Here is a 24,338-nt window from a genome sequence, read left to right as displayed (position 1 = left end):
GCGAGCGGACCGAACGGGATTCGATGGACCGTCAGGCCCCGTGGCCTCAGAGGCGGGATAGTTCCTCGACGAGGTCGTCCAGGCCCAGGGAGCCCAGGGACAGCGCCGCCATATGCCACTTCTTCTGGTCGAAGGCGGCCCCGTGCGCCGCGCGGGCGGCCTCGCGGCCCTTGAGCCAGGCGCGCTCGCCGAGCTTGTAGCCGATGGCCTGCCCCGGCATGCCCAAGTAGCGGATCAGCTCGCTGTCGACGAAGTCGGCCGGCCGCCCGCTGTGCATGCCGAAGAACTCGCGCGCCAGCTCGGGCGTCCAGCGCTCGCCGGGGTGGTAGGGCGAGTCCGCGGGGATCTCCAGCTCGAGGTGCATGCCGATGTCGACGATCACGCGCGTGGAGCGCATCATCTGCGCGTCGAGGTAGCCGAGCCGCCGCTCCGGGTCGGTGAGGAAGCCCAGTTCGTCCATCAGCCGCTCCGCGTACAGCGCCCAGCCCTCCGCGTTGGCGCTCACCATGCCGACCGTCGCCTGGTACCGGGAGAGCCGGTCGGCCACGTGCGCCCACTGCGCGAGCTGCAGATGGTGCCCCGGCACGCCCTCGTGGTACCAGGTCGACACCAGGTCGTACACGGGGAAGCGGGTCTCACCCATGGTCGGCAGCCATGTGATGCCGGGGCGGGAGAAGTCCACCGACGGCTGGGTGTAGTACGGGGCCGCCGCGCCACCGGGCGGGGCGATCCGCGACTCGACCCGCTTCACGCGCTCGGCGAGTTCGAAGTGCGTGCCGTCCAGGGATTCGATCGCCTCGTCCATCAGCCCCTGGAGCCAGACCCGCACCTCCTCGACGCCCTCGATGTGCTTGCCGTGCTCGTCCAGGTGCTTGATGGCCGCCCAGGGGGTGGCCGCACCCGGAAGGATCTTCTCGGCCTCGGTACGCATCTCGGCCAGCAGCCGGTGGTACTCGGACCACCCGTACGCGTACGCCTCGTCGAGATCCAGGTCGGTGCCGTTCCACAGGCGCGACCAGCGGGCGTAGCGCTCGCGGCCCACGACGTCGCGGGCGCCCTCGACCGCGGGCGCGTACGTGTCGCGCAGCCAGTCGCGCAGATCCGCGAAGGCCCCGGCCGCGGTGGCGGCCGCCGTGTCGAGCTCGGTGCGCAGCTCGCCCGGGCCGGCGGCGGTGAACTCCGCGAACCAGCTGCGGTCCTTGCCGACCCACTCGTCCAACTGCCCGATGACGGTCTCCACTTGCCGGGGCCCGGCCGGCAGCCCCAGCTCGATGCCCTCGTCGAGCGAGGCGCGGTAGCCCTTCAGGGCCGCCGGGACGGCGCGCAGCCGCTCGGCGACGGCCGCCCAGTCCTCCGGGGTCTGCGTCGGGGTGACCGTGAAGGCGGTACGGACCGAGTGCGCGGGCGAGTGGATGTTGCTGACGGCCCGCAGGCCCTCGTGGGCTTCGTGGACGGCGAGTTCGGCGGTCAGCCGCTCGCGCAGCAGCCGGGCGCAGCGACGCTCGGCGTCGCTGTCGCCGCCCGGCCGGGCCTCCGCCTCGGCCAGCCGGTCCAGCGTCGTGCGGGCCAGGTCGGCGAGGGCCTGCTGCCCGGCGGGGGAGAAGTCCGGGAGCCGGCTCGAACTCTCGGCAACGCCCAGGTAGGTGCCGGTGATCGGGTCGAGGTCGATGAGCGCGTCCACGTAGGCGTCGGCGACCTGGCGGGGCAACGGGCTGCTGATGTTGTCGGACATGGGCTCATCCTCGTATGGGACGGGCCACCGCGTCACCACCACCCGGCGACAGGCATGCGCCTGGCAGGGCGTGTCCGGCGGATCTTTCCCCTATGGGCCGGGAGCCGGCGGGAGCAGGGGGCCGCACTCCCACTGCTGGAAGATCAGCCGCGTCTCGACCCGCGCCACCTCGCGCCGCGACGTGAACTCGTCGATGACCAGGCGCTGAAGGTCAGCGGTGTCGGTGACGGCGACATGGACCAGGTAGTCGTCCGGCCCCGTCAGATGGAACAGGGCGCGCGACTCCGGCAGCGCGCGGATCCGCTCCACGAACGGGCCGATCAGCTCGCGGCGGTGCGGTCGCACCTGCACCAGCAGCAGGGCCTCAAGACCGCGCCCCAGCTTCGCGGGGTCCAGCCGCAGCTCGTGCCCGAGGATCACCCCGGCGCGGCGCAGCCGCGCCACCCGGTCGAGGCACGTCGACGGCGCGACCCCGACCTCGGCCGCGAGGTCGCGGTACGTGGTCCGGGCGTCGTTCTGCAGAAGCCGCAGAATCTGCAGATCCACCGGATCCAGGGGTACGGAATCGGCCATTGGCCGAACATAGCACGGAGAATCGCCACCGTACCCCGTCGAGTGTTCAGCATCGGACCATGGACACGACAGCGACGACAACCGCGGCGACGCCATCCCGCTCGCTCGCCACCGAAGCCGTGCACGCCGGCCGCGAGGACCTCGCCGAACTGGGCCTGCACGCCCCGCCCCTGGACCTGTCGACCACCTATCCGTCGTACGACAGCCGGGCCGAGGCCGCCCGGCTCGACGCCTTCGCCGCCACCGGCGCGCAACTCGACGGACCGCCGGTCTACGCCCGGCTCGACAACCCGACCACCGCCCGCTTCGAGACCGCACTGGCCCGTCTCGAAGGCACCGAAAGCGCGGTCGCCTTCGCCAGCGGCATGGCCGCCCTCACGGCCTGCCTGCTGGCCAGGACGAGCGTGGGGCTGCGCCACGTCGTCGCCGTCCGCCCGCTCTACGGCTGCAGCGACCACCTGCTCACCGCGGGCCTGCTCGGCAGCGAGGTCACCTGGGTGGACCCGGCTGGGGGTACCCCCGATGAAGTCAGGGGGAGCGTCGCCGACGCCATCCGGCCCGACACCGGCCTGGTCATGGTGGAGTCACCGGCGAACCCCACGCTCGCCGAGGTCGACCTGCGGGCCGTCGCCCACGCGTGCGGTGTGGGCCCCTCCTCCCCGATGGGGGGCGAGGAGGGAGTGCCGCTGCTGGTCGACAACACCTTCGCCACGCCCGTCCTCCAGCGCCCCGCCGAGCAGGGCGCGCGGATCGTGCTGCACAGCGCGACGAAGTACCTCGGCGGGCACGGCGACGTGCTCGGCGGAGTCGTCGCCTGCGACGAGGAGTTCGCCCGGAAGCTGCGACAGGTGCGGTTCGCTACCGGTGGGGTGCTCCACCCGCTCGCCGGCTATCTGCTGCTCCGCGGGCTCGCCACCCTCCCCGTACGCGTACGGGCCGCCTCGGCGTCTGCGGCGCGGCTCGCGGAGCGGCTGGCGGCCGATCCGCGGGTCGCCCGCGTCCACTACCCGAAGCTCGGCGGGGCGATGGTGGCCTTCGAGGTGTACGGGGACCCGCACGAGGTGATCGCCGGGGTGCGGTTGATCACCCCGGCGGTCAGCCTCGGCAGCGTCGACACGCTCATCCAGCACCCGGCGTCCATCAGCCACCGCATCGTGGACGAGGGCGACCGCCGCTCCGCCGGGGTGAGCGACCGGCTGTTGCGGATGTCGGTGGGGCTCGAGGACGCCGAGGACCTGTGGCGGGACCTCGACCGCGCGCTCGGCGATCCGCGCGCTTCCCGCGGTGCCGTGGCCGACAGCCCGGTCGTGGGCCTGGGCGTCCCGGTCAGCGCTCGGCCGACGGCTGGTACGCCGGCCCGTGCGACTCCTCCTGCCCCGGGGCCGGCTCCTGCGGGCCGTGCGGGCCGTGCGGACCGGGGGTCACGACGGGTGTCGCGGCCAGCCGGGCGGTGATGACGAGCGTGCCCTCCTCGATCTGGTAGTCGAGCGGCAGGCCGAGGCCGCGCATGGCGGCGACCATCCCGGTGTTCGACGACTGCGTGACGGCGTACACGCTGTCGCAGCCCGCTTCGACGGCCAGCGCGACCAGTCGGCGCAGCAGCTCGGCGCCGACCCCGCGCCGCTGCCAGTCGTCCTCGACGATCAGCGCGACCTCGGTCTCGTCGCCGTCCCAGAGCAGATGGCCGAGGGCGACGAGCCGTCCTGACGGGGTCTGCACGGCGAGCGTGCGGCCGTAGCGGGGGCTGAGCAGGTGGGCGAGGTAGCGGTCGGCGTCGCGGACCGGGCCGTGGTAGCGCATCGACAGCGTCCGGGCGGAGCAGCGCGCCTGCATGTCGCGGGCGGCGGCCAGGTCGTCGGTGTCCGCCCGCCGCACGGTGATCTCGTTGCCCTCCGGCAGCGTCAGCACGTCCCGGCTGCTGGGCACGCGCGGGCCGAGCCGCGCGTCCAGCTCGACGAGGGCGCGGGCGCGGGCGAACTCGGTGGGCGTGAAGGGCAGATACGGCCGCTCGACCGTGATGACCCCGCCTGAGGGGTCGGGCAGCCGCAGCACGGTGTCCTCCAGGACGCCCTCCTCGGGGACCGGCTCGGCGAGCGGCTGCCCGCTGAGGGACTGCGCGGGCAGCGAGTGGATCGTGCAGCGGCCGAGCAACTGCCGTAGTGCCAGGGGAAGTTCGGCCGCATCCAGGGCGGTGCGCGTCGCGAGGTTCAGCACCCGGGTCGGGGCGTCGACCAGGTCGTGGGCGTCGGCGCGCTCGATCCAGGTGCCGCGGCCGCCGACCGCGGCGATCTCGCGCGTCAGCTGGGCAGGAGCCAGGTCTTCCGGGGCGCGCAGCAGGAACTCGTCCACCGTGCCGTCGGACAGCGGGTGCGTCTGGAGGGTCAGGATGTCCACGCGGCGGCGGGCGAGGGCGGTGCACAGCACGGCGAGGCTGCCGGGCACGTCCCGTACGGTGGTCCGGAGGCGCCACAGCGTCGTACCGCCCGCATCCGGGCCCGCCGCGGTGGCGGGGGCCGGCGCGGACGCGGCGGCGACGCCGTGGCCGGTATCGCCGGTATCGGGCGTATGGCCCAGCGGCGGGGCGTGGCCGTGGCGTCGTGCCCACCATGTGTGGAAGCCCGCCGTGGCGATCATGGCGACGGCGGAGGTGATCAGCAGTATGGGTCCGTGGGGGCCGTGCACGATCATGTTCGCGACGGCGTCCGCGACCGCGACGGCCGTGAAGAGGGCGGCGAGTTCAATGAGATCCCGCCGCCAGTGGTGCGGGCGGCGGGAGCTCTTCGCAGATGTCACATCAGTCATGGGATCACCCTGCCTGAAGGGTGTTGCGTGATCACGAACGCTTTGTGACCGACGGGTTAAGGGTGGTTCTGGTCACCTAAGGCCCGGTTTTGGTCATTTATGAGCGGCCGTGACGGGCGAGGCCTCGAGCCCCGGCGGGCACGGAGCGCGTCATGGAAAGGACGGTAGGCCCCGGCACTGACCGTCAACCGGGCTACCGCCCCACCATGGTCAGCGGCTCACTGCCCGACCCGCCCCGGCTCGAGGACCTTCGTGAACAGCACCGCGCCGCCGTCCTCGCGCAGCCGCACCGTCAGTTCCCCATTGTGCCCGTCGATGTCCACCTCGCCGTAGAACTGGTAACCCTCGGCGGGCGAGACGTTCGCCCTCGCCGGGGCCTTCACGAAAACCCGGTCCGGACCGAACGTCCCGTCCAGCGCGTTCGCCGGGAACGAACCCGCGTTCAGCGGCCCGGACACGAACTCCCAGAACGGCGCGAAGTCCGTGAACGCCGCCCGCGACGGGTCGTAGTGCTGCGCCGACGTGTAGTGCACGTCCGCCGTCAGCCATACCGTGCCCGTGATCCGGCTGTGCTTGATGTACCGCAGCAGCTCCGCGATCTGCAGCTCGCGGCCGAGGGGCCCGCCCGGGTCGGCGTTCGCGACCGCCTCGAAGTCCGTGGCGCCGTCCGGCACCACGAGCCCCAGCGGCATGTCCGAGGCGATCACCTTCCACGCCGCCCGCGACCGGCCCAGCTCGCGCTTGAGCCACTCCAGCTGCTCGCGCCCGAGGATGCCCTGCGTGTCCTCCGGCTGCCGGTTCGGCGAGTTCCGGTTCCGGTACGTCCGCATGTCCAGCACGAAGACGTCCAGCAGCGGACCGTGCCGGACCACCCGGTGCACCCGCCCCTCCGTCCGGCCGGGCCGCAGCGTCGGGATCGGGAAGTACTCCGAGAACGCCTGCCGCGCCCGCCCCGCCAGGACGTCCACCGACTTCTCCGTGTACCGGGCGTCGTCCAGGATCTCGCCGGGGTACCAGTTGTTGACGACCTCGTGGTCGTCCCACTGCACGATCGACGGCACCTGGGCGTTGAAGCGCCGCAGGTTCTCGTCCAGCAGGTTGTAGCGGAAGTTCCCGCGGTACTCGGCCAGGGTCTGGGCGACCTTCGCCTTCTCCTCGGTGGTGACGTTCCGCCACACGCGCCCGTCCGGCAGCGTCACGCTCCCCGTCAGCGGCCCGTCAGCGTAGACGGTGTCCCCGCTGAAGAGGAAGAAGTCCGGATTCCTGCGCCGCATCTCCTCGAAGATGCGGTAGCCGCCGTGCTCCGGGTTGATGCCCCAGCCCTGCCCTGCGAGGTCGCCCGACCACACGAACCGTACGCCCTCGCGCCGCCGCACCGGCGCCGTGCGGAACGTCCCGTACACCGGCTCGCCCGTACGCCGCGGGTCGTCGGGGTCGGCGAGCAGCACGCGGTAGTGGATCTGCTCACCCGGCGGCAGCCCGCGCAGCGGAGCCGTTCCCGTGAAGTCCGTGCCCGGGCCGACCACGGGGCCGTACTGGCGCTGTGCGTTGCGGAACGACTCGGTGGCCGACGTCTCGACGATCACTTGGGCCGGACGGTCGGACCGCACCCACACCAGGCCCGACGAGGCGGTCACATCGCCGACCTGCACGCCCCAGCGGGCCTCGGGCCGTCCCGACAGGGCCTGCGCGGGCGCCGCCCCGGTCAGCGAGAGCGACGACGGCAGCACGAGGCCCGCCGACGCCACGGCCCCGCCCCGGAGAAGCGACCGCCGCCCGACGCCTCTCCCGGATCCTTGCGATCCCTGCCCCATCTGGTACCTCCCGTTGCTCACACCAAGTCCTGCCCCGGCCGCCCCGGCTGTCCGCGGCGCCGTCCCGTTGCTACCGGTGCCAGATGTCAGGCACCAGAACGCACAGCCAACTTCTCGGCCTTAAAGGACCGAGATTGCTGACTCGGTGCCCTTAGGCCAAGTCGCGCCTCCGGCTGTCCCGTACGACAGGACGGTACGGGTCGCATCTACCAGTCAGGGAGGCTGGGTCCCTTGTCGTACGGGTGTGTTGACGGAGACCCACGCCGCGCGTGCACGCGCGCGCACGTTGACCCCGGCGACGACAGCTCGCTGGCTTCCCACAGCCGGGAACGGCGCACCGGCGCCGGGACGTTGAGCTGGCATGGTGATGACGATGAGCCTGCTGTCCATATGCCTGTTGGTGATGGTGCCCTTCATGCTGGCCTCGGCCCGGCACGTGGTGCTGCGACGGGGCCGTCCGGAGTGGTTGCGCCGCCGCTTAGCCGCACGCAGGCCCCGCACCGGGGTGGGCCTGGGAGCCACCGCAATTGAGGAGCTGCACGCGTTCCTGAATGCCAATAAACGTGTACAGCTGGAGCAGCGCCATGTGGAGCAGATCGCGCGGAGCGATGTCCAGGACGGTGCTCCGCCGCACGTGGGCGTCGACCTGGACGCGGGGCGGGCGGTGGTCCGGCGGCGGGATGGGAGGCAGTCATGATCTGACCGCCGATCCCAGCAGGCGCACGGCCCGGGCGATCTCCGCCGGAGGCAGCTGCGCGTAGCCGAGTACCAGCCGCACCGGCTCGTCGTCCACCGATCTGTCCCGCCCGTCGTCCACCGCCCGGTCATTGCCCCACCCGCCGTCCGCCGCCCCGCCCCCCATCGGCAGCGTGCCGTACTCGGACAGCGGCCGAAGCGCCACTCCCGCCGCGGCCGCGCGCGACACGAAGCGCGCCTCGGGCCCGTAGCGGGCCGGGAGGCGGACGATCGCGTGCAGGCCTGCGGCGATCCCGGTCACCTCCGCGCCGGGGAAGTGCGCGGCCAGGGCCGCCACCAGGGCATCCCGCCGCTCGCGATACGCGCGCTGGCAGCGGCGAAGCTGCCGGTCGTAGTCGCCGCGGACAACGAAATCGGCCAGGACCGCCTGGTCCAGGGCGGGATTGCCGAGGTCCATGGTCCGCTTCCGGGCGACCAGTTCACCGAGCAGCCGGTCCGGCACGACCGCCCACCCGAGCCGCAGGCCTGGCGCGAGGGACTTGCTGACCGAGCCGGTGTACGCGACCCGGTCCGGGTCGAGACCCTGGAGCGCCCCCACCGGCGCCCGGTCGTAGCGGAAGTCCCCGTCGTAGTCGTCCTCCACCACCAAGCCGTCCACCTCGCGAGCCCACGCCAGCAGCCGGGCGCGGCAGTGCGCGGAGTACGCGATCCCGGACGGGAACTGGTGCGACGGCGTGGTCACCACCGCTCGTACGCCCGACGCGGCGAGCACCTTCGTGTCCAGGCCGTCCGCGCTCAGCGGCACCGGCACCGTCTCGACGTCCGTCGCGGCGAACAGCGCGCCGTGCTCCGGACTACCCGGGTCCTCGATCCCGACCGCCCGCTGTCCGCGCCCGCGGAGCACGAGCCCGAGCAGGGTCATCGCCTGGGCCACGCCCGAGCAGACGACGATCCGGTCCGGGTCCGCCACCACGCCCCGGCGGCGGGCGAGCAGGTCGGCGAGCGCCCGGCGCAGCTCCGGCAGGCCGCGCGGATCGGGGTAGCCGAGCCCGCTGTGCGGCAGCCGGGCCAGGACCCTCCGGTGCGCGGCCGACCAGCCGGCGCGCGGGAAGAGCGCCAGGTCGGGGGTGCCGGGCCGGAAGTCGGCGACCGGCCGTACGTGCGCCGTGCCGCCTTCAGGTGCCCGCCGGGCGGCGGACCGCGCTGCCTGTCCGACTTGCCCGACCCAAGTGCCCGCTCCTCGCCGGCAGTCCAGATAGCCCTCGGCCGTCAACTGCTCGTACGCGTCCGTGACCAGTCCACGCGACACCCCGAGGTCCGCGGCCAGCTCGCGGCTCGAGGGCAGCCGCGTCCCGGGGGCCAGCCGACCTGAGCGCACCGCTTGGCGCAGCGCCGACTGCAGCAGCCGGCCGCGCTGCCGCGGCGGCGCCGACGCGGTCGGCAGCAGCAACTCCCATGCGGCGGTCCATGCGGCGGCCCGCGTGGCGGCCCGCGTGGCGGCCTGCGCGTCGGCCTGCGCGTCGGCCTGCGCGTCGGTCCGTTCGTCGGTCCGCGCGGCACCGTCGCCCCCGCCTACGCCCGAAGCCGAAGTGGTCCCTGAATCACTCATCGGATTGGACCTTAAGGCGGTCCGGTTCCGTGCCTAGCGTCGGGGGCGTCCGGCTGCCTCTGGGCGGGGGAGGGGGCAGCCGGTGGACAGGCCCGCGGGCGCGCAGCGCCGGTGGCCGTACCGGCCCGTTCCCGACGCCCCGCGAGGTGGACCTCATGAACACCGCACACCGGCGCGGGGCGCTCCTCGCCGCCTTCGCCTGCGTCCTCGTCGGCGGGTCCTTCACCGCCAACAGCGTGCTCGGCAACTACCCGCACGCCGGCGGGCAGGCCCTCCGCTACGGGCTGGCCGCCCTGCTCCTCCTCCCCCTGCTCGGCCGCGGTGGCACGGCGCCGCTGCGCTCGCTGACGGCCCGTCAGTGGATGCGCATGGCGCTGCTCGCCGCCACGGGCATGACCGGCTTCAATCTGGCGGTGCTGGCCGCCGAGCGGACCGCGGAACCGGCGGTACCGGGTGTCTTCGTCGGCTGCGCCCCCGTACTGGTCGCGGTGATCGCCCCGGCCGCGGACGGCCGCAGGCCCGCCCGCCCCGTCCTCTACGGCGCGCTGCTGGTCGCGGCGGGCGCGTTCACGGTCCAGGGCTGGGGGCGCACGGACGCGGCAGGGCTCGCCTGGTCGCTCGGCGCGCTCGCCGGTGAGGTCTGCTTCGCGCTGCTCGCCGTGCCGGTGCTGCGGCCGCTTGGCCCCAAGCTGCTCTCGGCTGTGGCCTGCGCCATCGCGGCTCTGGAGTCCGCGGCGCTCGGCCTGCTGCTCGACGGGGGAGCGGTGCTGCGGGTGCCGGACCCGGCGGAGGCGGTGGCGCTGCTGTGGCAGGCCGCCGTCGTCACCGTCGTCGGCTTCGTGTGCTGGTACAACGGCGTCCAGCGGATCGGGGCCGAGCGCGCCACCCTCTTCTCCGGCCTCATCCCGGTGTCCGCCGCGCTGACCGCACCGGCCGTCGGCACGGGTGCGTACGGCGTGGCGCAGGCGGCCGGCAGCCTGCTGGTCGGCGCGGGCGTCGCGCTGGGCTCGGGGGTGTTGGGCTCAGGGGCGCAAGGCTCGAAAGCGCCGGGCTCAGGGCGGCCGGGTTCGAGGGCGCCGGGCTCCAAGGCTCCGGATTCGGCAGCGCCGGGCCCAAGGGCGCCGGGCCCAAGGGCGCCGGGCTCAGGGGCGCCGGGCTCAGGGGCCACGGGCGCCCAGGCCTCCGGGCGCTTCCCTGGAACACCGCGCCCCGGGCCCTCAACTCCCCATCGGCGGACGACTGCCGTCGAGGATCACCCGCGCCACGAGCGCCGGGTCGTCGCTCATGGGGACGTGACCGCACCCGGGGAGCCGTACGAGTCGGGAGCCGGGGATCGCGTCCTTGGCGCGGACGCCCTGGCGAGAGAGCAGGAGGCGGTCGCGTGTGCCCCAGGCGATGGTGACCGGCACCCCGGGCACGTCGTGGGTGAACAGCACGTCACGCCCCGCGGAGAGCGTGGAGTGGAAGCCGGTGGCCTCCCGCAGGGCCCGGGTCTCGGCGGCAGCGGCCTCCGGTGAACGCCGCCCCGGCCGCGCGTAGATGGAGCTCACCAGCACCGCGCGCCCGGCCGTCGTCCGGGACAGCCGCTCCACCACGGGCGGCGGCAGCAGCCGGGCCCCGGTCCGCATGCCGCGGAGCACGCCGAAGGCGTAGCGGCGCTCGGCCTGCGTCCAGAACCCGGCGGGGGAGAGCGCGGTCACGGACCGTACGAGCTTCTCGCGGCCCATGTCGAGCGCGAGCAGTCCGCCCAGCGAGTTCCCCGCGGCATGCGGCCGGTCGAGCTCCAGCGCCTCGCACAGGGCGCCGAGCGCCGGGACCACCGTCTCCAGGTCGTGCGGCACGCCGTCCGGCAGTGCCGGAGACTCCCCGAAACCCGGCAGGTCGACGGCGACGACCTCGCGCTCCGTGGCGAGGACGTGCAGCACCGGGTCCCACGCCTGGCGGTGGTGGCCGATGCCGTGCAGGAGCAGCAGGGGCTCGCCCGAGCCCAGGCGTTCGTGCGCGACGGTGACCGGATGCCTGCCGGACGGGGAGTCGATCGTGAAGGAGACCGTCGCGGGCATGGGGTGCGCTCCTGACCGTCGCGGGACGACGCCGGGGGACAGCCGGCAGGCTGAGGTAGACAGGGTGTCAGCAATAATTACCCTTCGGTAGCCCGGAGTTCAAGAGGGCGTCCGCCCCCGTCCGCAGGATCCGGTCGAAACGGCCACGGCGCGCCCGCCGCCTGGACACGGGACCCGCCCGTCGGGTGGGATGAGCGCGTGGGCACCGATACCGCGACCGACGTCTTCGAGGAGCACCGGCCCGTCCTGACCGGCGTCGCGTACCGCATGCTCGGCCGCGTCGCCGACGCCGAGGACGTCGTCCAGGAGGCCTGGCTGCGCTGGTCGCGCGCGGACCGCGAGACCGTGCGCGAGCCGCGCGCCTACCTCGTACGGACCACCACCCGGCTCGCCCTCGACCGGCTGCGCCAGGCCCAGTCCCGGCGCGAGTCCTACGTCGGTCCGTGGCTGCCCGAGCCGGTCGTCACCGACTTCGCGGGCACGGTCCCGGACGCCGCCGAGCGGGCGGTGCTCGCCGAGTCCGTGTCGCTCGCCGTGCTCGTCGTCCTGGAGTCGCTGTCGCCACTGGAGCGCGCGGTCTTCGTGCTGCGCGAGGCGTTCGGCTTCCCGTACGCGGAGATCGCCGCGATCCTCGAGCGCGGCGAGCCCGCCGTACGGCAGCTCGCGGGCCGGGCCCGCCGGCATGTGGAGGAGCGCAAACCCCGGTTCCCGGTCGACCCGGCGGAGCAGCGCGACCTGACCGAGCGGTTCCTCTCCGCCGCGACCGGCGGAGACCTCGACGACCTGCTGGCGCTGCTCGCCCCCGACGCCCGCCTGGTCGGGGACAGCGGCGGCAAGGCGAAGGCCCCGCTGCGGGTCCTCGAGACCGCGGACAAGGTCGGCCGCTTCCTCTTCGCGGTGGCCCAGCAGCCCATCCCGGACATGGAGTTCCTCTTCCGGGAGATCAACGGCGTACCGTCCCTGCTCGTGCTCTCCGGCGGGAAGCCGGACAGCGTCATGTCGCTCGACATGACCGAGGACGGCCGGATCGCCTGTGTCTACATCGTCCGGAACCCCGACAAGCTCGGCGCCGTCGCGCCTTGAGCGGCTCCCGGGACCACGGCCTAGAGGCCGCCCGCGACCCGCAGCACCGCCCCCGTGGTGTACGAGGCCTCGGGGGACAGCAGCCATGCCACCGCGGCCGCGACCTCGTCCGGCTCGCCGGGACGGCGCATCGGCACGCGCTCCGGGTTGCGCCAGGGCCGTTCCGGGTCGCCCATCGAGGCGTGGATATCGGTGAGGATCATGCCGGGCTGCACGGAGTTCACCCGGATTCCCTCGGCGCCCAGCTCCTTGGCCAGGCCGACGGTCAGCGCGTCCACGGCCGCCTTGCTCGCGGCGTAGTGCACGTACTCGCCGGGGCTGCCGAGCGTGGCCGCGCCCGAGGAGATGTTGACGATGGCCCCGCCGCGGCCGCCGTACCGGGTCGACATCTCCCGTACGGCCCGGCGCGCGCAGAGCAGGGCGCCCGTGACGTTCACGTTCACCACGCGGCGCATCACGTCGGGCGGGGTGTCCGCGAAGCGGCCCAGCGGGCCGGTGATCCCGGCGTTGTTGACCAGCCCGGTAACCGGTCCCAACTCCTGCCGCACGGCGTCGAACAGGGCGTCGGCCTGCTCCTCGACGCTGGTGTCCGCCTGGACGACCACGCACGCGGAGCCCGCGTCCCGCACGGCCGCGGCCGTCTCCTCTGCGGCGTCGCGGGCGCGCTCGTAGCCGATGCCGATCCGGTGTCCGGCGCGGGCCATCCGTACGGCGACCGCCGCCCCGATCCCGCGACCGCCGCCGGTGACCACCGTGACCTGGTCCATTGCCCGTCGCCTCCCGTTCCGCCGGCGATCATCGACGCTACATCGCGCCACTTCCCGGCCATCCGGCCGGGGCTGCACGAACGCCGTGTGAATGCTCTGTCGCACGGCTGCGGGAGGCGGGCAGCCGATCGAGGATTGGTATTGACCAAGGATGAGAGCCGCCCTATGGTCGCAGAGATAGTGCAAGAACCTTTAATAAACAAGGGCGATAAAACCTCTACCCCGGCCTTCGGTGCGGGGGATCCCAGGGACACGGAGATTGCGGAGGACAGGGTGGGGACTACGCAGCTCGAATCGGTGCCGGAGCCGAAGTACTGGCACCTGAAGACCGTGCTCAGTGACGCGCTGGACTCCGAGTTCGAGGTGGGCGAGATCCTGCCCAACGAGCGTGAACTCGCAGCCCGGTTCGGCGTCGCGCGTGCCACCTTGCGGCAGGCGCTCGAGCAGCTCGAACTCGAAGGCAGGCTGCAGCGCCGCCGCGGCGTCGGCACCACGGTCGCCCCGCCCCGGGTGGGCGTGGCCGTCGGCCCCGAGCAGCACGGCTGGCCCGGTTCGGGCGGCGATGCCTGGCAGCCCGTCGACTGCGAGGAGACCGTTCCTCCGGCCGCGGTCGCCCGGTTCCTCGGCACCGACCCGGAGGAGCAGGTCCACACGGTGCGGCGTACGCGCAGGACGCACGGCCAGCCGGTCGCCGCGGAGCTGCTGTATGTACCGGCCGGATCCGTGCCCGGCCTCGCGGCCATCGACCGGCTCGCCGGTGCTGCGCGGGCGCGGGCCGTGCTGCGCGAGCTGCAGCGGCTGGAGCTGGAGGGCCAGGACCGCGCCGTCGAACTCGGTTCCGCGCGCGCCGACGACGCCAGGCAGCTCGACCGGCTGCCGGGCGCGCCGGTGCTGGTGCTCACGACGCGGTACTTCACGCAGGGCCGCACGGTCGCGGTCGCCGTCGCCACGTACCGGGCGGACACCTGCCGCCTCACCTTCGGCGAGACCGGCTCGGTCCAGATCACACACACCGGCGAGCAGCGCCGCGCGTCCTGAGCCGTCCGGGCCGCGCGCTCACGCCCTCGGCGCAGAGTCTCCCACCTGCCCGTCCGGAAGTGATTCCGGGCGGGCAGGTCGCAAGTTCCCGCCGCGCAGCGGCCGTTCAGCCGCACCGCTCGGTTGGCTCAGGCGTAGCCCCAGGCCTCGTCTCAGGTCTCATCTCGGGTCTCAGCGCCGAGCGGTGACCGTGCCCTCGACGGCGAAGAGTTGTTCCTCCACATGATCCAGGGCCAGCCGCAGGGCCCCCGTGGCCACGGCCGCCTCGCCCAGCATCGACAGCTCGACCCGCGGCGGCCGCAGGCAGTAGCGGGCCAGTTCGACCCGCAGCGGGTCCAGGACGCCGTCGAGGCCCGCGGCCCAGCCGCCCACCACGACCAGCTCGGGGTCCATGGCCAGCACCAGCGCCGCCACATCGTGCACCAGCCGCCGGATGAACCGCTCCACGGCCTGCTGCGCCCGCTCGTCCCCTTCCCACGCCTGCGCGAACACCCGTGCCACCGCCGCCTCGTCGAGCGGCGGCAGCGGCTCGCCGGTCGTCGACAGCACCTGCTCCGGTGTGGCCTCCCGCCCCAGCAGGTGCAGCGCGCCGATCTCCCCGGCCGCCCCGCCGTACCCGCGGTGCAGCCGCCCGCCGATGAGCGAGCCCGCGCCCGGGCTCAGCCCGGCCAGCACGAAAACGATGTCATCGGAGCCCGCGCCCGCGCCCTTCCAATGCTCGGCGACCACCGCCGCGTTCGCGTCGTTCTCCACGAGCACCGGGCAGCGGAAGGACCGCCGCAGCCGCTCGCCGAGCTGCAGCCCGGTCCACCCGGGCAGCGCCGTGCACAGGCGTACGGTCCCGTCCGCCTCGACGATGCCCGGCGTACCCACGCCGACGGCGCGCAGCGAGCTGCGCGCCACGCCTGTGCGGCGCAGCAGGTCGGCGACCGCCGCGCGGACCCGTTCGAGCCGCTCCTCCGCGGACGCCTTCTCGGGCACCTCGCGCACCGCGGACCCCGCCAGGTTCCCGCTGAGGTCGGAGAGCAGCGCCGCGACCCGGTGCGGGCCGATCTCGACACCCAGCAGATGCCCGGCCTCGGCGTGGAAGCGGAAGTGGCGGGCGGGGCGGCCCTGACGGCGCGTCCCGCCCTCCTCGGCGGGCGCCTCTCGCACCAGGCCGGTCTCGATCAGCCCCTCGACGACGCCTTCGACGGTCGGCCGCGACAGCCCCGTGTCCTGGACGAGATGGGTCAGGGTCGCAGCTCCGCCGTCCCGGAGCGCGTACAGCACCACCGCCGAGTTGATCCGTCGCAGCAGGGATGGGTCCCCGCCGGTGAGCCGCGCCAAACCCGGCCTCCCTACCAGTGCGTGTGAGCCGGATCGTAGCCGCTGAGCTGCGACGCGGCGAGCGTCGTGCGCCTCTCGTAAGGAACCCGGAACGCTATCCGGGCTCGACGAACCCCGACTCGTACGCGGCGATCACCGCCTGTGTGCGGTCGCGTGCTCCCAGCTTCGCCAGCACCGCGCTGACATGCGACTTCACCGTCTCGGCGCCGAGCACCAACTCCGCGGCGATCTCGGCGTTGGACAGGCCGCGGGTCATGAGCCGCAGCACCTCGGCCTCCCGCTCGGTCAGGGCCGCCCGAACCATCGCCGCGCGGGCGCGCGGGTTGCCGTACGACGCCGCCAGCGATCGGAGCACGGCGGGGAAGAGGAGAGATTCCCCGGCTGCCACCAGTCGTACGGCGTGCACGATCTCCGACGGGTGCGCGCGCTTGAGCAGGAACCCGTCCGCGCCCGCCCGCAGCGCGTCGTAGACGTACTCGTCGTTCTCGAAGGTCGTGACGACGAGGATCTTCGGCGGCTCCGGCACCGAGCGCAGGACGGCGCGGGTCGCCTCGATGCCGTCGAGCAGCGGCATCCGCACGTCCATCGCGACCACGTCCGGTCGCAGGCTCCGCACCAGCGGCACTACCGCGGCCCCGTCGCCCGCCTCGCCGGTGACCTCGATATCGGGCTGCGCCTCGAGGATGGCGCGCAGGCCGGCCCGTACGAGCGGTTCGTCGTCGACGAGCAGGACGGATACGGGCATCGGCTCAGCCTAGGGCGCGGCCCGGTCGAGCGGCAGGCTGGCCCGCACCCGCCAGTCGCCGTCGTACGGCCCTGTCTCGGCCTCGCCTCCGAGCAGCACGGCGCGCTCCCGGATGCCGCGCAGTCCGCGCCCGCAGTTCGGCTGCGCGACCCGGCCCGCGTCCAGCGGGTTGCGGACGTCGAGCTCCACCAGCCGCTCGGACACGGCGATCCGCAGCGCGACCCGGACCGAAGGCCCGGCGTGCCGGAGGGCGTTGGTCAGGGCCTCCTGCACGATGCGGTACCCCTCGCGGGAGACGGGGCCCGGCACTCCCGCCACCGGGCCCGTCACGTCTGCCGTGACCGCCGCCCCCGACGCCCTCGCGGACTCCACCAGCCGCCCGGCGTCGGCGAGCGTCGGCCGCTCGGCCGGCTTCCGGACCGGGTCGTCGCGCAGGAGCCGCAGCACCCGCTCCAGATCCTCCAATGCGTGTCGACCGGTGTCCTCGATGGCCGCCAGGGCGCGATCCGTGAACTCCGCAGAGCCCGCGGCCCGCGCCGCGCCCGCCTGCACCACCGCCACGGTCAGCGCGTGGCCGATGGAGTCGTGCAGCTCGCGCGCCAGCCGGTTGTGCTCCAGCAGCCGATCCGTGCGCTCCTCCAGCGCGGCCAGGCGCTCGGCGGGCGAACGGCCGAGCAGCCGGCGCGCCGCGGCGGCCATCAGCGCGCCCGTGCCCACGACGACGGCCGCGAGGACGACGAGGGGCAGCAGGGCGAGCAGCGCGTACCACCAGTGGTGGCCGGCGACGGGCAGCACCGCGTCGTCGTCGGGGACCCCGCCGGTCGCCCCTTCGGTGAACGCGACCGACTGCAGGGGCAGATGCACGCTCAGGAACGCCACCGGGAGGCCGGTTCCGAGCCGCAGCACCAGCCACAGCGCCGTACGCCACCGGTCGGCCCAGGTCGCCGAAGGAGCGACGGCGATCTCCGAGTCCGGGTCGCCGTGCCGGTGGCCGGCGTGCGCACCGGAACTGAGCAGGAGCCGCGCCTGCACTCCTTCGGCCAGCCGCACGGCAGGCACCACGGCCGCCACGGCCAGCAGCGGCAGGGGCAACACCAGCATCAGCAGGGCCCCGGCGGGACTCGCGACCTCCACCCCCGGGTACACCATCCACACCGTCACCGGGAAGACGGCGCTGATCAGCACATGCAGCCAGCGGGTGTAGGTGACGGTGCGGGCCAGGGGGCGCAGGAAGCCGGGCATGGGCCCCATCCTCCCAGCGGCCCCGGGGCCTCACGTCCCCCGCGCGGGGGAGGCGGAACCCCCGGGCAGGGGAGGAGCCGGCGTCCGGGCGGTCGGCAGTGTGGGGCCATGACCACGATCGACGTCCACGAACTGACCAAGGAGTACGGGCCCACCCGCGCCGTCGACGGGCTGACCTTCGGTGCCCGGCCGTGCCGGGTCACCGGATTCCTCGGCCCCAACGGGGCGGGCAAGTCCACCACCCTGCGCCTCGTTCTCGGCCTCGACCGGCCCACCTCCGGCACCGCCACCGTCGGCGGCCGGCCGTACGGGGAACTGGCGCAGCCGCTGCGGCACGTCGGCGCACTCCTCGATGCCACGGCTGTGCACCCGGCGCGCACGGCCCGCGACCACCTGCTCGCCCTCGCCCACAGCAACCGCATCCCGGCAGCACGGGTCGGCGAAGTCCTGGAGGACGCCGGTCTGGCTGCGGTGGCCCGGCGGCGCGTCCGGACCTTCTCGCTGGGCATGCGGCAGCGGCTCGGCATCGCCGCGGCGCTGCTCGGTGACCCGCCCGTGCTGATGCTCGACGAGCCGTCCAACGGACTCGACCCCGAAGGCATCATCTGGCTGCGGCAGTTGCTGCGACGCCTCGCCGGGGAGGGCCGTACGGTGCTCATCTCCAGCCATCTCATGAACGAGACGGCGATGACGGCCGACCACCTGGTCGTCCTCGGCCGCGGACGGCTGCTCGCCGACACGCCGATGGACGCCTTCCTGGCCGCCCGTGCCCGCCCCCGGGTACGACTGCGCACCACTGAGCCGGAGCGCCTGCGCGCGGCACTCGCCCGCAAGGGGTTCGATGCCGTCCAGAAGGCCGACGCCCGCTTGACGGTCGACGGGGCACGGGCCGAGGAGATCGGTGCCATCGCCGCCCACGAAGGGCTCACGATCCTCGAACTCACCGACGAGCAGGCGACCTTGGAGGACGCCTATCTCAGCCTCACCGCCGGCGTCACCGAATTCGCCACCCCGCCCGCCGGTTCCGCCGAGGAGGACTGACCATGTCACCGAGGACATCCGCAGCGGTCCGTCCCGAAGTCACGGCTGTCATCCGCTCCGAGTGGACGAAAATCCGCTCCGTGCGCTCGCTGCTCGCCTCCCTCGCCGGGATCCTCGCGGGTACGGTCGGCGTCACCGTCGTCGTGTGCGCGCTCTACGGCGAGGCCGAGTCCGACGGGCCAGACTTCGAGCCGGTCCTCAGCTCCTTCTACGGCCTCAACTTCGGCCAGATCGCGGCACTCTGCTTCGGCGTCCTCACCTTGGCGGGGGAGTACGGCACCGGGACCGTGCGCACCTCGCTGACCGCCGTACCGCGCCGGGGCCTGTTCTACGGGGCCAAGCTGGCCGTGGCAGGCGGGCTGGCGCTCGCCGTCGGACTGCTCACCGGCTTCTGCAGTTTCCTCGGCGGCCAGGCACTGCTCGGCGAGCACGGTGTCGGGCTCGGCGCGCCGGGGGCGTTGCGCGCCGCCGTCGGCTGTGGGGCCTACCTCGCTCTGCTGACCCTGCTCTCCGCGGGCGTCGCGGCTCTGCTGCGCAGCGCGGTGGGTGCCCTGGGCCTGCTCACCCCGGTCGTCTTCCTCATATCGCCGATCCTGGGTGAGATCTCCGCGACCCGGGACATCGCCCAGTTCCTGCCCGACCATGCGGGCTGGCAGGTGATGCACCCGGTGCCGGAGGGCCCGCTGGGTGCGTGGGCGGGTCTGGCGGTGATGGCAGGCTGGACCGCAGCCGCCGTGTGGGCGGGGCGGCGGGCCCTGGAACGGCGCGACGCCTAACGCCCATCCGGGCCTCGGCGCCTGACGGGCCGCCAAATTGTCAGTGGCAGCAGTTTTACTGACGGCATGGACACCACGAGGGCTCACCTGACGGCCATCGAGCGGCTGTGTGCGCGCCCCTTCCCCGCGCAGCGGTGCGTGGAGGGCCGGGTCGAGAGCGGCCCGGGGTTCCATCTCGCCGAACTCGACGCCGTGGACGGGCTCTGGGGGCAGGACATGTCCGCCGTGCAGGATGCGCGCGAGGAGTTCGAGTCCGAGCTGCAGGTGCTCGTCCAGGTGCTGACCTACCGCTGGGGCGAGCCCGAACGCACCCGGTTAACCGGCCGCTTGGAACGGGCCGCGAAGGGCGAGCCGGTCCCGGAGCCGCTGCGGACGCTCAGCGGGCTCGTGGGAGAGGTGTACGCCTGGCGTGTCGAGGGTCGCTGGGTCGGGCTCGGCATCACCCGGGAGGAACCGGAGCCGCCGCCGCGGCTGCAGCTCTTCGCCGCGATAGGGGAGGAGGACGTGCGCTGAGCCCGGGCAGCGCGGTAGCGCATACGGAGCCGGGCACACGGAGGCGGGCACACGAGTCGGGCACACGGAGCCGGGCACACGGAGTCGCGCACACGAGTCGCGCACACGGAGTCGGGCACACGGAGCCGGGCACACGGAGTCTGGCTCCTGGAGTCGGCACACGGAGCTGCTCCCATGGAGCCGGTCGCCGCCTGCACCAGGCGTTACCCCGGTGACCGCGTCCCGTCCCCGGCAAGAAGGCGCGCGGCGTCCCGGGCGCCCCGCTGCAGCGCCTGCACCAGTGCATCGCGGTGGGCGCGGAGCGCCGGGGCGGGCACCGCCACGGAGACGGCGGCCAGCACCCGCCCGTCCGGTGCGGTCACCGGCACCGACACGCACGCCTCACCGGGTGCGTGTTCCTCGACCGCCATGGCGATCCCCCTGCGCCGCACGCGCTCGAGCTGGGTCTCCAGGCGGGCGACGTGTGTGATGGTGCGTCCGGTCAGCCTCGGCATGCCCCGCCCCTCCAGGTACCGCCGCCTGGCGGAAGTCGTCAGGCCGGACAGCAGGACCTTGCCGTGGGCCGTGGCATGGGCATGGAGGTCCGGGCCGAGCGGGAGGACGGACTCGGGGCCGACGCCGGGCGCGTGGGCTCCGCTCTCGATGACGACGCTGCCCCCGCGGAAACGGCAGTAGTACGCCGACGACGTGCCACCCGCCCGCCGAACCCCTTCGAGCACGGCGCCGACATCCTCGGCGGCGGGCCCGCGCCGCACCCTGGCCCGGTGGAGGGCGGACACCCGGTCGCCGAGGACGTAGCCCCCGTCCGCGCGTTCCAGGTAGCCGCCGGCCATCAGTGTGTTCACGAGGTTGTAGGCGGTGGACAGGGAACAGCCGAGTTCGCGGGCGAGCGCCTTGGCCGTCACCGGCTCGGACGAGGCCGCGGCGGCGTCGAGAACCGCCATGGCGCGTTCGATGCTCTGCAGAGCCTGCCCCTCGGACATCCTGCCGCCCTTCTGCCGTTCTTCCGTCCTCATCGCGGTGAACCCGGCACCCTACCCCGCTGTTTCGCCGTCAGGCGCTGAGGGGAGCGTGCTCGCGCAGCAGCTCGGTGAAGGCGCGCATCCACGCCGGGTGGTCGTTCCAGGCCCGGGCGGAGACCATGTTCCCGTCCACGACGGCGGCCTCGTCGACGAAGGTGCCGCCGGCGCTCTCGACGTCCGGCGCGCACGCGGGCCAGGCAGCCGTACGCCGCCCCTTCAGCACGCCCAGGGAGGCGAGCGCCACGGCCGCGTGGCACACATGCGCGACCGGCTTGCCGGTTTCGAAGAAGTGGCCGACGACGCGCTGGAAGTCGGCATTCAGGCGCAGGTACTCGGGCGCACGGCCGCCGGGTATGACCACCGCCGCGTAGTCGGCCGGGTCGACCTCCGACAGCGCGAGGTCGGCAGGCCAGGCGTGGCCGGGCTTCTCGGTGAAGGTGTCGAAGTCCTCGACGAAGTCGTGCACCACGAACTGGAGCTTCTTGCGTGACGGGGCCGAGATGTGCACCTCGTAGCCCTCTTCCAGCAGCCGCTGGTAGGGGTAGAAGACCTCGAGGTCCTCGGCGGCGTCACCGGTGACGATCAGTACCTTGGGCATAGGGCTCTCTCCTCAGTCCGTTTACGGCGGATGCCGCGGGCGTGCGGTCCGTGGAGCCACCCTGACCGATCAACGGCCGACCGGGGAAACCATCCCGGGCCACTTTCCAACGATGCTGGAAAGCGCCGGGGAACCCTTGGTGGTGTGCCGGGCGCTCGAGCCGCCTACCCGGTCGCGCCGGCGGCGAGCAGGCGGGAGACGCGGGCGGCCCCGAGACGTACGGCCTCCTCCAACTGCCGCCGGCGCGGCGCGAACAGCCTGGTGGGAACCGAGGTGGCCACGGCTCCCGCCACCTCGCCGTCGCTGTAGACCGGGGCGGCCACGCACGACAGCTCGGAGCTGAACTCCCCGACCTCGACGGCCACACGCGAGGACTGCACCTGCCGCAGATGCCCTTCCAGGACGTCGGGTGCGGTGATGGTGGAAGCGGTGAGACGGGCCAGGCCCTGGCCGCGCAGGTAGTCCTGGCGCCTTCTGGCAGGCAGGGACGAGAGCATGACCTTGCCGAAGGCCGTGGCATGCGGCGCCTCGTGGAATCCGATGCCGAGCGGTTCGGCCCGCGGCGCCTCGGGTGAATCCGCCACCTCGGCGACGACGATGTCCTCGTCCCGGAAGACGGTGTAGTAGGCGGCGGCCGTGCACTCCTGGTGGATCTCGTGGAGCACACCGGAGACACCGGGGGTGACATCGAGCTCCGCGCACAGGTGGCGGTGCAGGTCGGTGAGCTTGTAGCCCAGCCCGTAGCCGCGGGAGTGGTGGAGACGGACCAGGTAGCCGTCGTGTACGAGCGTGTTCAGCAGGCGGTAGGTGGTGGGCAGGGTCAGACCGAGGCGGCGGGCGACGGCCTTCGCGGTGATGCCGTCGCCGCACGTGGCCACCACTTCCAGCACCATCAGCGCGCGCCGCACCGATCCGAGCAGGTCATGGGGCTCGACCGCGTACTGGTCGTTGCCGTGCATCGTCGCCCCCTTTCATGGGCTTCCGTGGCCCCCCGGGGTCCGGCCCGACGGGCCGGTCGCCGCCACGTCATGCGACGGCGGCCGGCGCGCCAGGCTAACAGTCAGGCCGTGGCCGTCCGAATTCTGCTGACCGCGACATAGGTGCGGCCGGCCAGCAGACCCCCCACCACCTGCGCCGCGAGGTACACCGGCAGCTGCGACCAGAGGGCCGTACCGCCCCCCAGCGCGGCGGTGACCAGCGGCCCCAGGGTCCGCGCCGGGTTGAGCGCGGCTCCGGTGACCGGGCCCACGGCGACCGCGATCGCGAAGACGGCGAAACCGATGGGGAGACCCGCGAATCCGCCGGGGGCCCGCTGGTCGATGACGCCGAAGACGACGAAGACCAGGATGAAGGTGCCCACGGCTTCGGCGAAGAACGCCTGGGAGAAGGAGGTGGGGGCCGCGTAGGTGGCGACGCCCAGCCCCAGCCGCACCGCCCGCGTTCCGAGTACGGCGACGATGGCCGCGGCGCCGACGACCGCCCCCGCGCACTGGGCCAGGATGTAGCCGGGCACCTCCCGCCGGCTCATCCTGCCGGTCGAGGCCAGGGCCAGGGTCACGGCCGGATTGATATGACAGCCCGAGACGTGCCCGATGGCGAACACGGCGGCCACGACCGCCATGGCGAACGCGAAGGCGATCATGCCCAGGTCTGCCATCGTGAAGCTGGTCTTTCCGCTTTCCTGCAGCATCAGCGTGGCCGGAATAGAGCCGACGCCGAGGAAAACGAGAAATCCGGTGCCGAGGAATTCGGCAAGAAGTCGCTGACGGAAACTGTTCTCTGTCATGGCTTCACCGGTGGCCGGCGCCGGGAACCAGAATTCCCCGGCCCTGCAGACGCCCGTTGTCCAGGTCGTCCATCGCGTCGTTCACCGCGTCCAGCGGGTACGTCGTGGTGTGCAGCCGCACCTTTTCCTGAGCGGCGAGTGTCATCAGCTCCTCGAGGTCGTTGAAGCTGCCGACGAGGTTGCCCACGACATTGATCTCCGCGGAGATGATGTCGATGGTGGGGACGTTCACCAGCCCCCCGTATCCGACGACGAAGTAGGAACCGGCTCTGCGCAGCATCGCGACGCCCTGCGACTCGGTGCCCTGCTCGCCGACGAAGTCGATGACCACGTGCGCGCCCTGCCCGGCGGTGATCTCCCTGACCGCCGCGACCGGGTCCCCGGCGGCGGCGTTCACGGTGTGGTGCGCCCCGAGGTTCTTGGCGAGCTCCAGCGCCGCATCCGACCTGTCGACCACGACGATTTCGGCCGCGGTGAGCGCCGTCAGGCACTGGACCCCGATGTGGCCGAGGCCGCCCGCGCCGATCGCCACGACGGTGGCGCCGGGGTAGAGCAGGGGCAGCGCCTTCCGTACGGCGTGGTACGCGGTGAGGCCCGCGTCGGCCAGAGCGGCCACGTCGGCAGGCTGCAGAGCGGGGGCGAGCTTCACACACGAGCGAGCGCTGGTCCGCATCAGTTCGGCCATGCCGCCGTCCGAGTCGATCCCGGGGAAGGCGCTCGCCGAGCAGTGCACATCATCACCGGAACGACAGGCGCGGCACAGTCCGCATGTCATCAGGGGATGGATGATGACGGCGTCGCCGACCTCCAGACCGGACACTCCAGAACCGGTCTCGCGGACCCATCCCGCGTTTTCGTGCCCGATGGTGTACGGCAAATCCACACCGGATTTCTCATTCCACTGGCCTTCGACGATGTGGAGATCGGTACGGCAGAGACCGGCACCTCCGATTTCCACGATGACATCCAGCGGGGATTCGATCACGGGCTCCGGAACGTCCTCGACGACCGGCCGCTCGTGGTAATTATGCAAACGTACTGCCTTCATTTTCACGGCTCCTCATCGCTGTATCCCTTGGCGATTGAGGAAATGCTCGTTCGTTCTCGAC

At 73.1% G+C, this 24,338-nt stretch carries 21 protein-coding genes and 2 pseudogenes; 8 read left to right on the top strand and 15 right to left on the bottom strand.

Annotated elements, in window-relative coordinates:
• Positions 1-46: 46 nt before the first annotated feature.
• Together ACTWQC_RS09585 and ACTWQC_RS09580 are read right to left on the bottom strand one after the other, a co-directional pair.
• Entirely contained in the window at positions 47-1,732 is a 1,686-nt protein-coding gene (locus ACTWQC_RS09585; RefSeq protein ID WP_443315163.1) for a DUF885 domain-containing protein, read from the bottom strand.
• A 90-nt stretch (positions 1,733-1,822) separates the two neighbouring features.
• Positions 1,823-2,305, bottom strand: coding sequence for an Lrp/AsnC family transcriptional regulator (locus tag ACTWQC_RS09580; protein WP_443315162.1), 483 nt, complete (start codon positions 2,303-2,305; stop codon positions 1,823-1,825).
• 59 nt (positions 2,306-2,364) lie between these two features.
• Between ACTWQC_RS09580 and ACTWQC_RS09575 the strand changes: the two genes are divergently transcribed.
• Entirely contained in the window at positions 2,365-3,759 is a 1,395-nt protein-coding gene (locus tag ACTWQC_RS09575; protein ID WP_443315161.1) for a trans-sulfuration enzyme family protein, read from the top strand.
• On the opposite strand, the pseudogene ACTWQC_RS09570 reads toward ACTWQC_RS09575, so the two are convergent.
• A pseudogene (locus tag ACTWQC_RS09570) lies at positions 3,686-5,107 on the bottom strand (GNAT family N-acetyltransferase); the annotation flags it as partial. The gene ACTWQC_RS09575 and the pseudogene ACTWQC_RS09570 sit on opposite strands and share 74 nt — an antisense overlap.
• Positions 5,108-5,325: 218 nt before the next feature.
• On the bottom strand, positions 5,326-6,921 hold the full coding sequence (locus ACTWQC_RS09565) for an alkaline phosphatase D family protein (protein WP_443315280.1): 1,596 nt from the start codon (positions 6,919-6,921) through the stop codon (positions 5,326-5,328).
• Between the two features lie 361 nt (positions 6,922-7,282).
• Here ACTWQC_RS09565 and ACTWQC_RS09560 point away from each other — a divergent pair, with 361 nt between their 5' ends.
• Positions 7,283-7,618, top strand: a complete 336-nt coding sequence (locus ACTWQC_RS09560) for a DUF6191 domain-containing protein (RefSeq protein ID WP_443315160.1) — start codon at positions 7,283-7,285, stop codon at positions 7,616-7,618.
• On the opposite strand, the gene pdxR is transcribed toward ACTWQC_RS09560, so the two are convergent.
• Positions 7,613-9,226: a MocR-like pyridoxine biosynthesis transcription factor PdxR gene (pdxR, locus tag ACTWQC_RS09555; protein WP_443315159.1), complete on the bottom strand. Its 1,614-nt coding sequence runs from the start codon at positions 9,224-9,226 to the stop codon at positions 7,613-7,615. The genes ACTWQC_RS09560 and pdxR overlap by 6 nt on opposite strands.
• 155 nt (positions 9,227-9,381) lie before the next feature.
• On the opposite strand from pdxR, the pseudogene ACTWQC_RS09550 reads away from it, so the two are divergent.
• Positions 9,382-10,258: pseudogene (locus tag ACTWQC_RS09550) on the top strand (DMT family transporter); the annotation flags it as partial.
• A gap of 185 nt (positions 10,259-10,443) precedes the next feature.
• Here the strand turns inward: ACTWQC_RS09550 and ACTWQC_RS09545 are convergent.
• Entirely contained in the window at positions 10,444-11,289 is an 846-nt protein-coding gene (locus tag ACTWQC_RS09545; protein WP_443315158.1) for an alpha/beta fold hydrolase, read from the bottom strand.
• A gap of 198 nt (positions 11,290-11,487) precedes the next feature.
• Between ACTWQC_RS09545 and ACTWQC_RS09540 the strand changes: the two genes are divergently transcribed.
• Positions 11,488-12,372, top strand: a complete 885-nt coding sequence (locus tag ACTWQC_RS09540; RefSeq protein ID WP_443315157.1) for an RNA polymerase sigma-70 factor — start codon at positions 11,488-11,490, stop codon at positions 12,370-12,372.
• Between the two features lie 20 nt (positions 12,373-12,392).
• Here ACTWQC_RS09540 and ACTWQC_RS09535 read toward each other — a convergent pair whose 3' ends face one another.
• Positions 12,393-13,139: an SDR family oxidoreductase gene (locus tag ACTWQC_RS09535; protein WP_443315156.1), complete on the bottom strand. Its 747-nt coding sequence runs from the start codon at positions 13,137-13,139 to the stop codon at positions 12,393-12,395.
• Positions 13,140-13,412: 273 nt separating this feature from the next.
• Between ACTWQC_RS09535 and ACTWQC_RS09530 the strand changes: the two genes are divergently transcribed.
• Positions 13,413-14,177, top strand: a complete 765-nt coding sequence (locus ACTWQC_RS09530) for a GntR family transcriptional regulator (protein ID WP_443315155.1) — start codon at positions 13,413-13,415, stop codon at positions 14,175-14,177.
• A 171-nt stretch (positions 14,178-14,348) separates the two neighbouring features.
• On the opposite strand, the gene ACTWQC_RS09525 is transcribed toward ACTWQC_RS09530, so the two are convergent.
• From ACTWQC_RS09525 to ACTWQC_RS09515, 3 genes are all read right to left on the bottom strand, one after another.
• Positions 14,349-15,506, bottom strand: coding sequence for an ROK family transcriptional regulator (locus ACTWQC_RS09525; protein ID WP_443315154.1), 1,158 nt, complete (start codon positions 15,504-15,506; stop codon positions 14,349-14,351).
• 94 nt (positions 15,507-15,600) lie between these two features.
• On the bottom strand, positions 15,601-16,251 hold the full coding sequence (locus ACTWQC_RS09520; protein WP_443315153.1) for a response regulator: 651 nt from the start codon (positions 16,249-16,251) through the stop codon (positions 15,601-15,603).
• Between the two features lie 9 nt (positions 16,252-16,260).
• A complete protein-coding gene (locus ACTWQC_RS09515) occupies positions 16,261-17,493 on the bottom strand; it encodes a sensor histidine kinase (protein WP_443315152.1) in 1,233 nt (410 codons plus the stop codon).
• A gap of 108 nt (positions 17,494-17,601) precedes the next feature.
• Between ACTWQC_RS09515 and ACTWQC_RS09510 the strand changes: the two genes are divergently transcribed.
• The 3 genes from ACTWQC_RS09510 to ACTWQC_RS09500 all read left to right on the top strand — a co-directional run bounded on the left by ACTWQC_RS09510 (position 17,602) and on the right by ACTWQC_RS09500 (position 19,823).
• Positions 17,602-18,534, top strand: coding sequence for an ATP-binding cassette domain-containing protein (locus tag ACTWQC_RS09510; RefSeq protein WP_443315151.1), 933 nt, complete (start codon positions 17,602-17,604; stop codon positions 18,532-18,534).
• A 2-nt stretch (positions 18,535-18,536) separates the two neighbouring features.
• Positions 18,537-19,310, top strand: coding sequence for an ABC transporter permease (locus tag ACTWQC_RS09505; protein WP_443315150.1), 774 nt, complete (start codon positions 18,537-18,539; stop codon positions 19,308-19,310).
• 66 nt (positions 19,311-19,376) lie between these two features.
• A complete protein-coding gene (locus tag ACTWQC_RS09500) occupies positions 19,377-19,823 on the top strand; it encodes a hypothetical protein (protein ID WP_443315149.1) in 447 nt (148 codons plus the stop codon).
• Positions 19,824-20,026: 203 nt separating this feature from the next.
• On the opposite strand, the gene ACTWQC_RS09495 is transcribed toward ACTWQC_RS09500, so the two are convergent.
• The 5 genes from ACTWQC_RS09495 to ACTWQC_RS09475 form a co-directional block, all read right to left on the bottom strand.
• Complete coding sequence (locus ACTWQC_RS09495) at positions 20,027-20,839, bottom strand: IclR family transcriptional regulator (RefSeq protein WP_443315148.1); 813 nt, start codon at positions 20,837-20,839, stop codon at positions 20,027-20,029.
• Between the two features lie 37 nt (positions 20,840-20,876).
• Positions 20,877-21,443, bottom strand: a complete 567-nt coding sequence (locus ACTWQC_RS09490; protein WP_443315147.1) for a DJ-1/PfpI family protein — start codon at positions 21,441-21,443, stop codon at positions 20,877-20,879.
• Positions 21,444-21,607: 164 nt separating this feature from the next.
• The gene (locus tag ACTWQC_RS09485) at positions 21,608-22,402 is read right to left on the bottom strand and encodes an IclR family transcriptional regulator (RefSeq protein WP_443315146.1); all 795 of its coding nucleotides are present in this window, start codon (positions 22,400-22,402) and stop codon (positions 21,608-21,610) included.
• A 101-nt stretch (positions 22,403-22,503) separates the two neighbouring features.
• Positions 22,504-23,229, bottom strand: a complete 726-nt coding sequence (locus ACTWQC_RS09480; protein ID WP_443315145.1) for an MIP/aquaporin family protein — start codon at positions 23,227-23,229, stop codon at positions 22,504-22,506.
• A gap of 4 nt (positions 23,230-23,233) precedes the next feature.
• Positions 23,234-24,277: an NAD(P)-dependent alcohol dehydrogenase gene (locus ACTWQC_RS09475; protein ID WP_443315144.1), complete on the bottom strand. Its 1,044-nt coding sequence runs from the start codon at positions 24,275-24,277 to the stop codon at positions 23,234-23,236.
• Between the last annotated feature and the right edge of the window lie 61 nt (positions 24,278-24,338).

The sequence above is a fragment of the Streptomyces sp. 8N616 genome (assembly GCF_052246385.1).
Classification (GTDB): domain Bacteria; phylum Actinomycetota; class Actinomycetes; order Streptomycetales; family Streptomycetaceae; genus Streptomyces.
The sequence above is the reverse complement of the archived record's forward strand: the minus strand, read 5'-3'. Positions and strand labels throughout refer to the sequence as shown.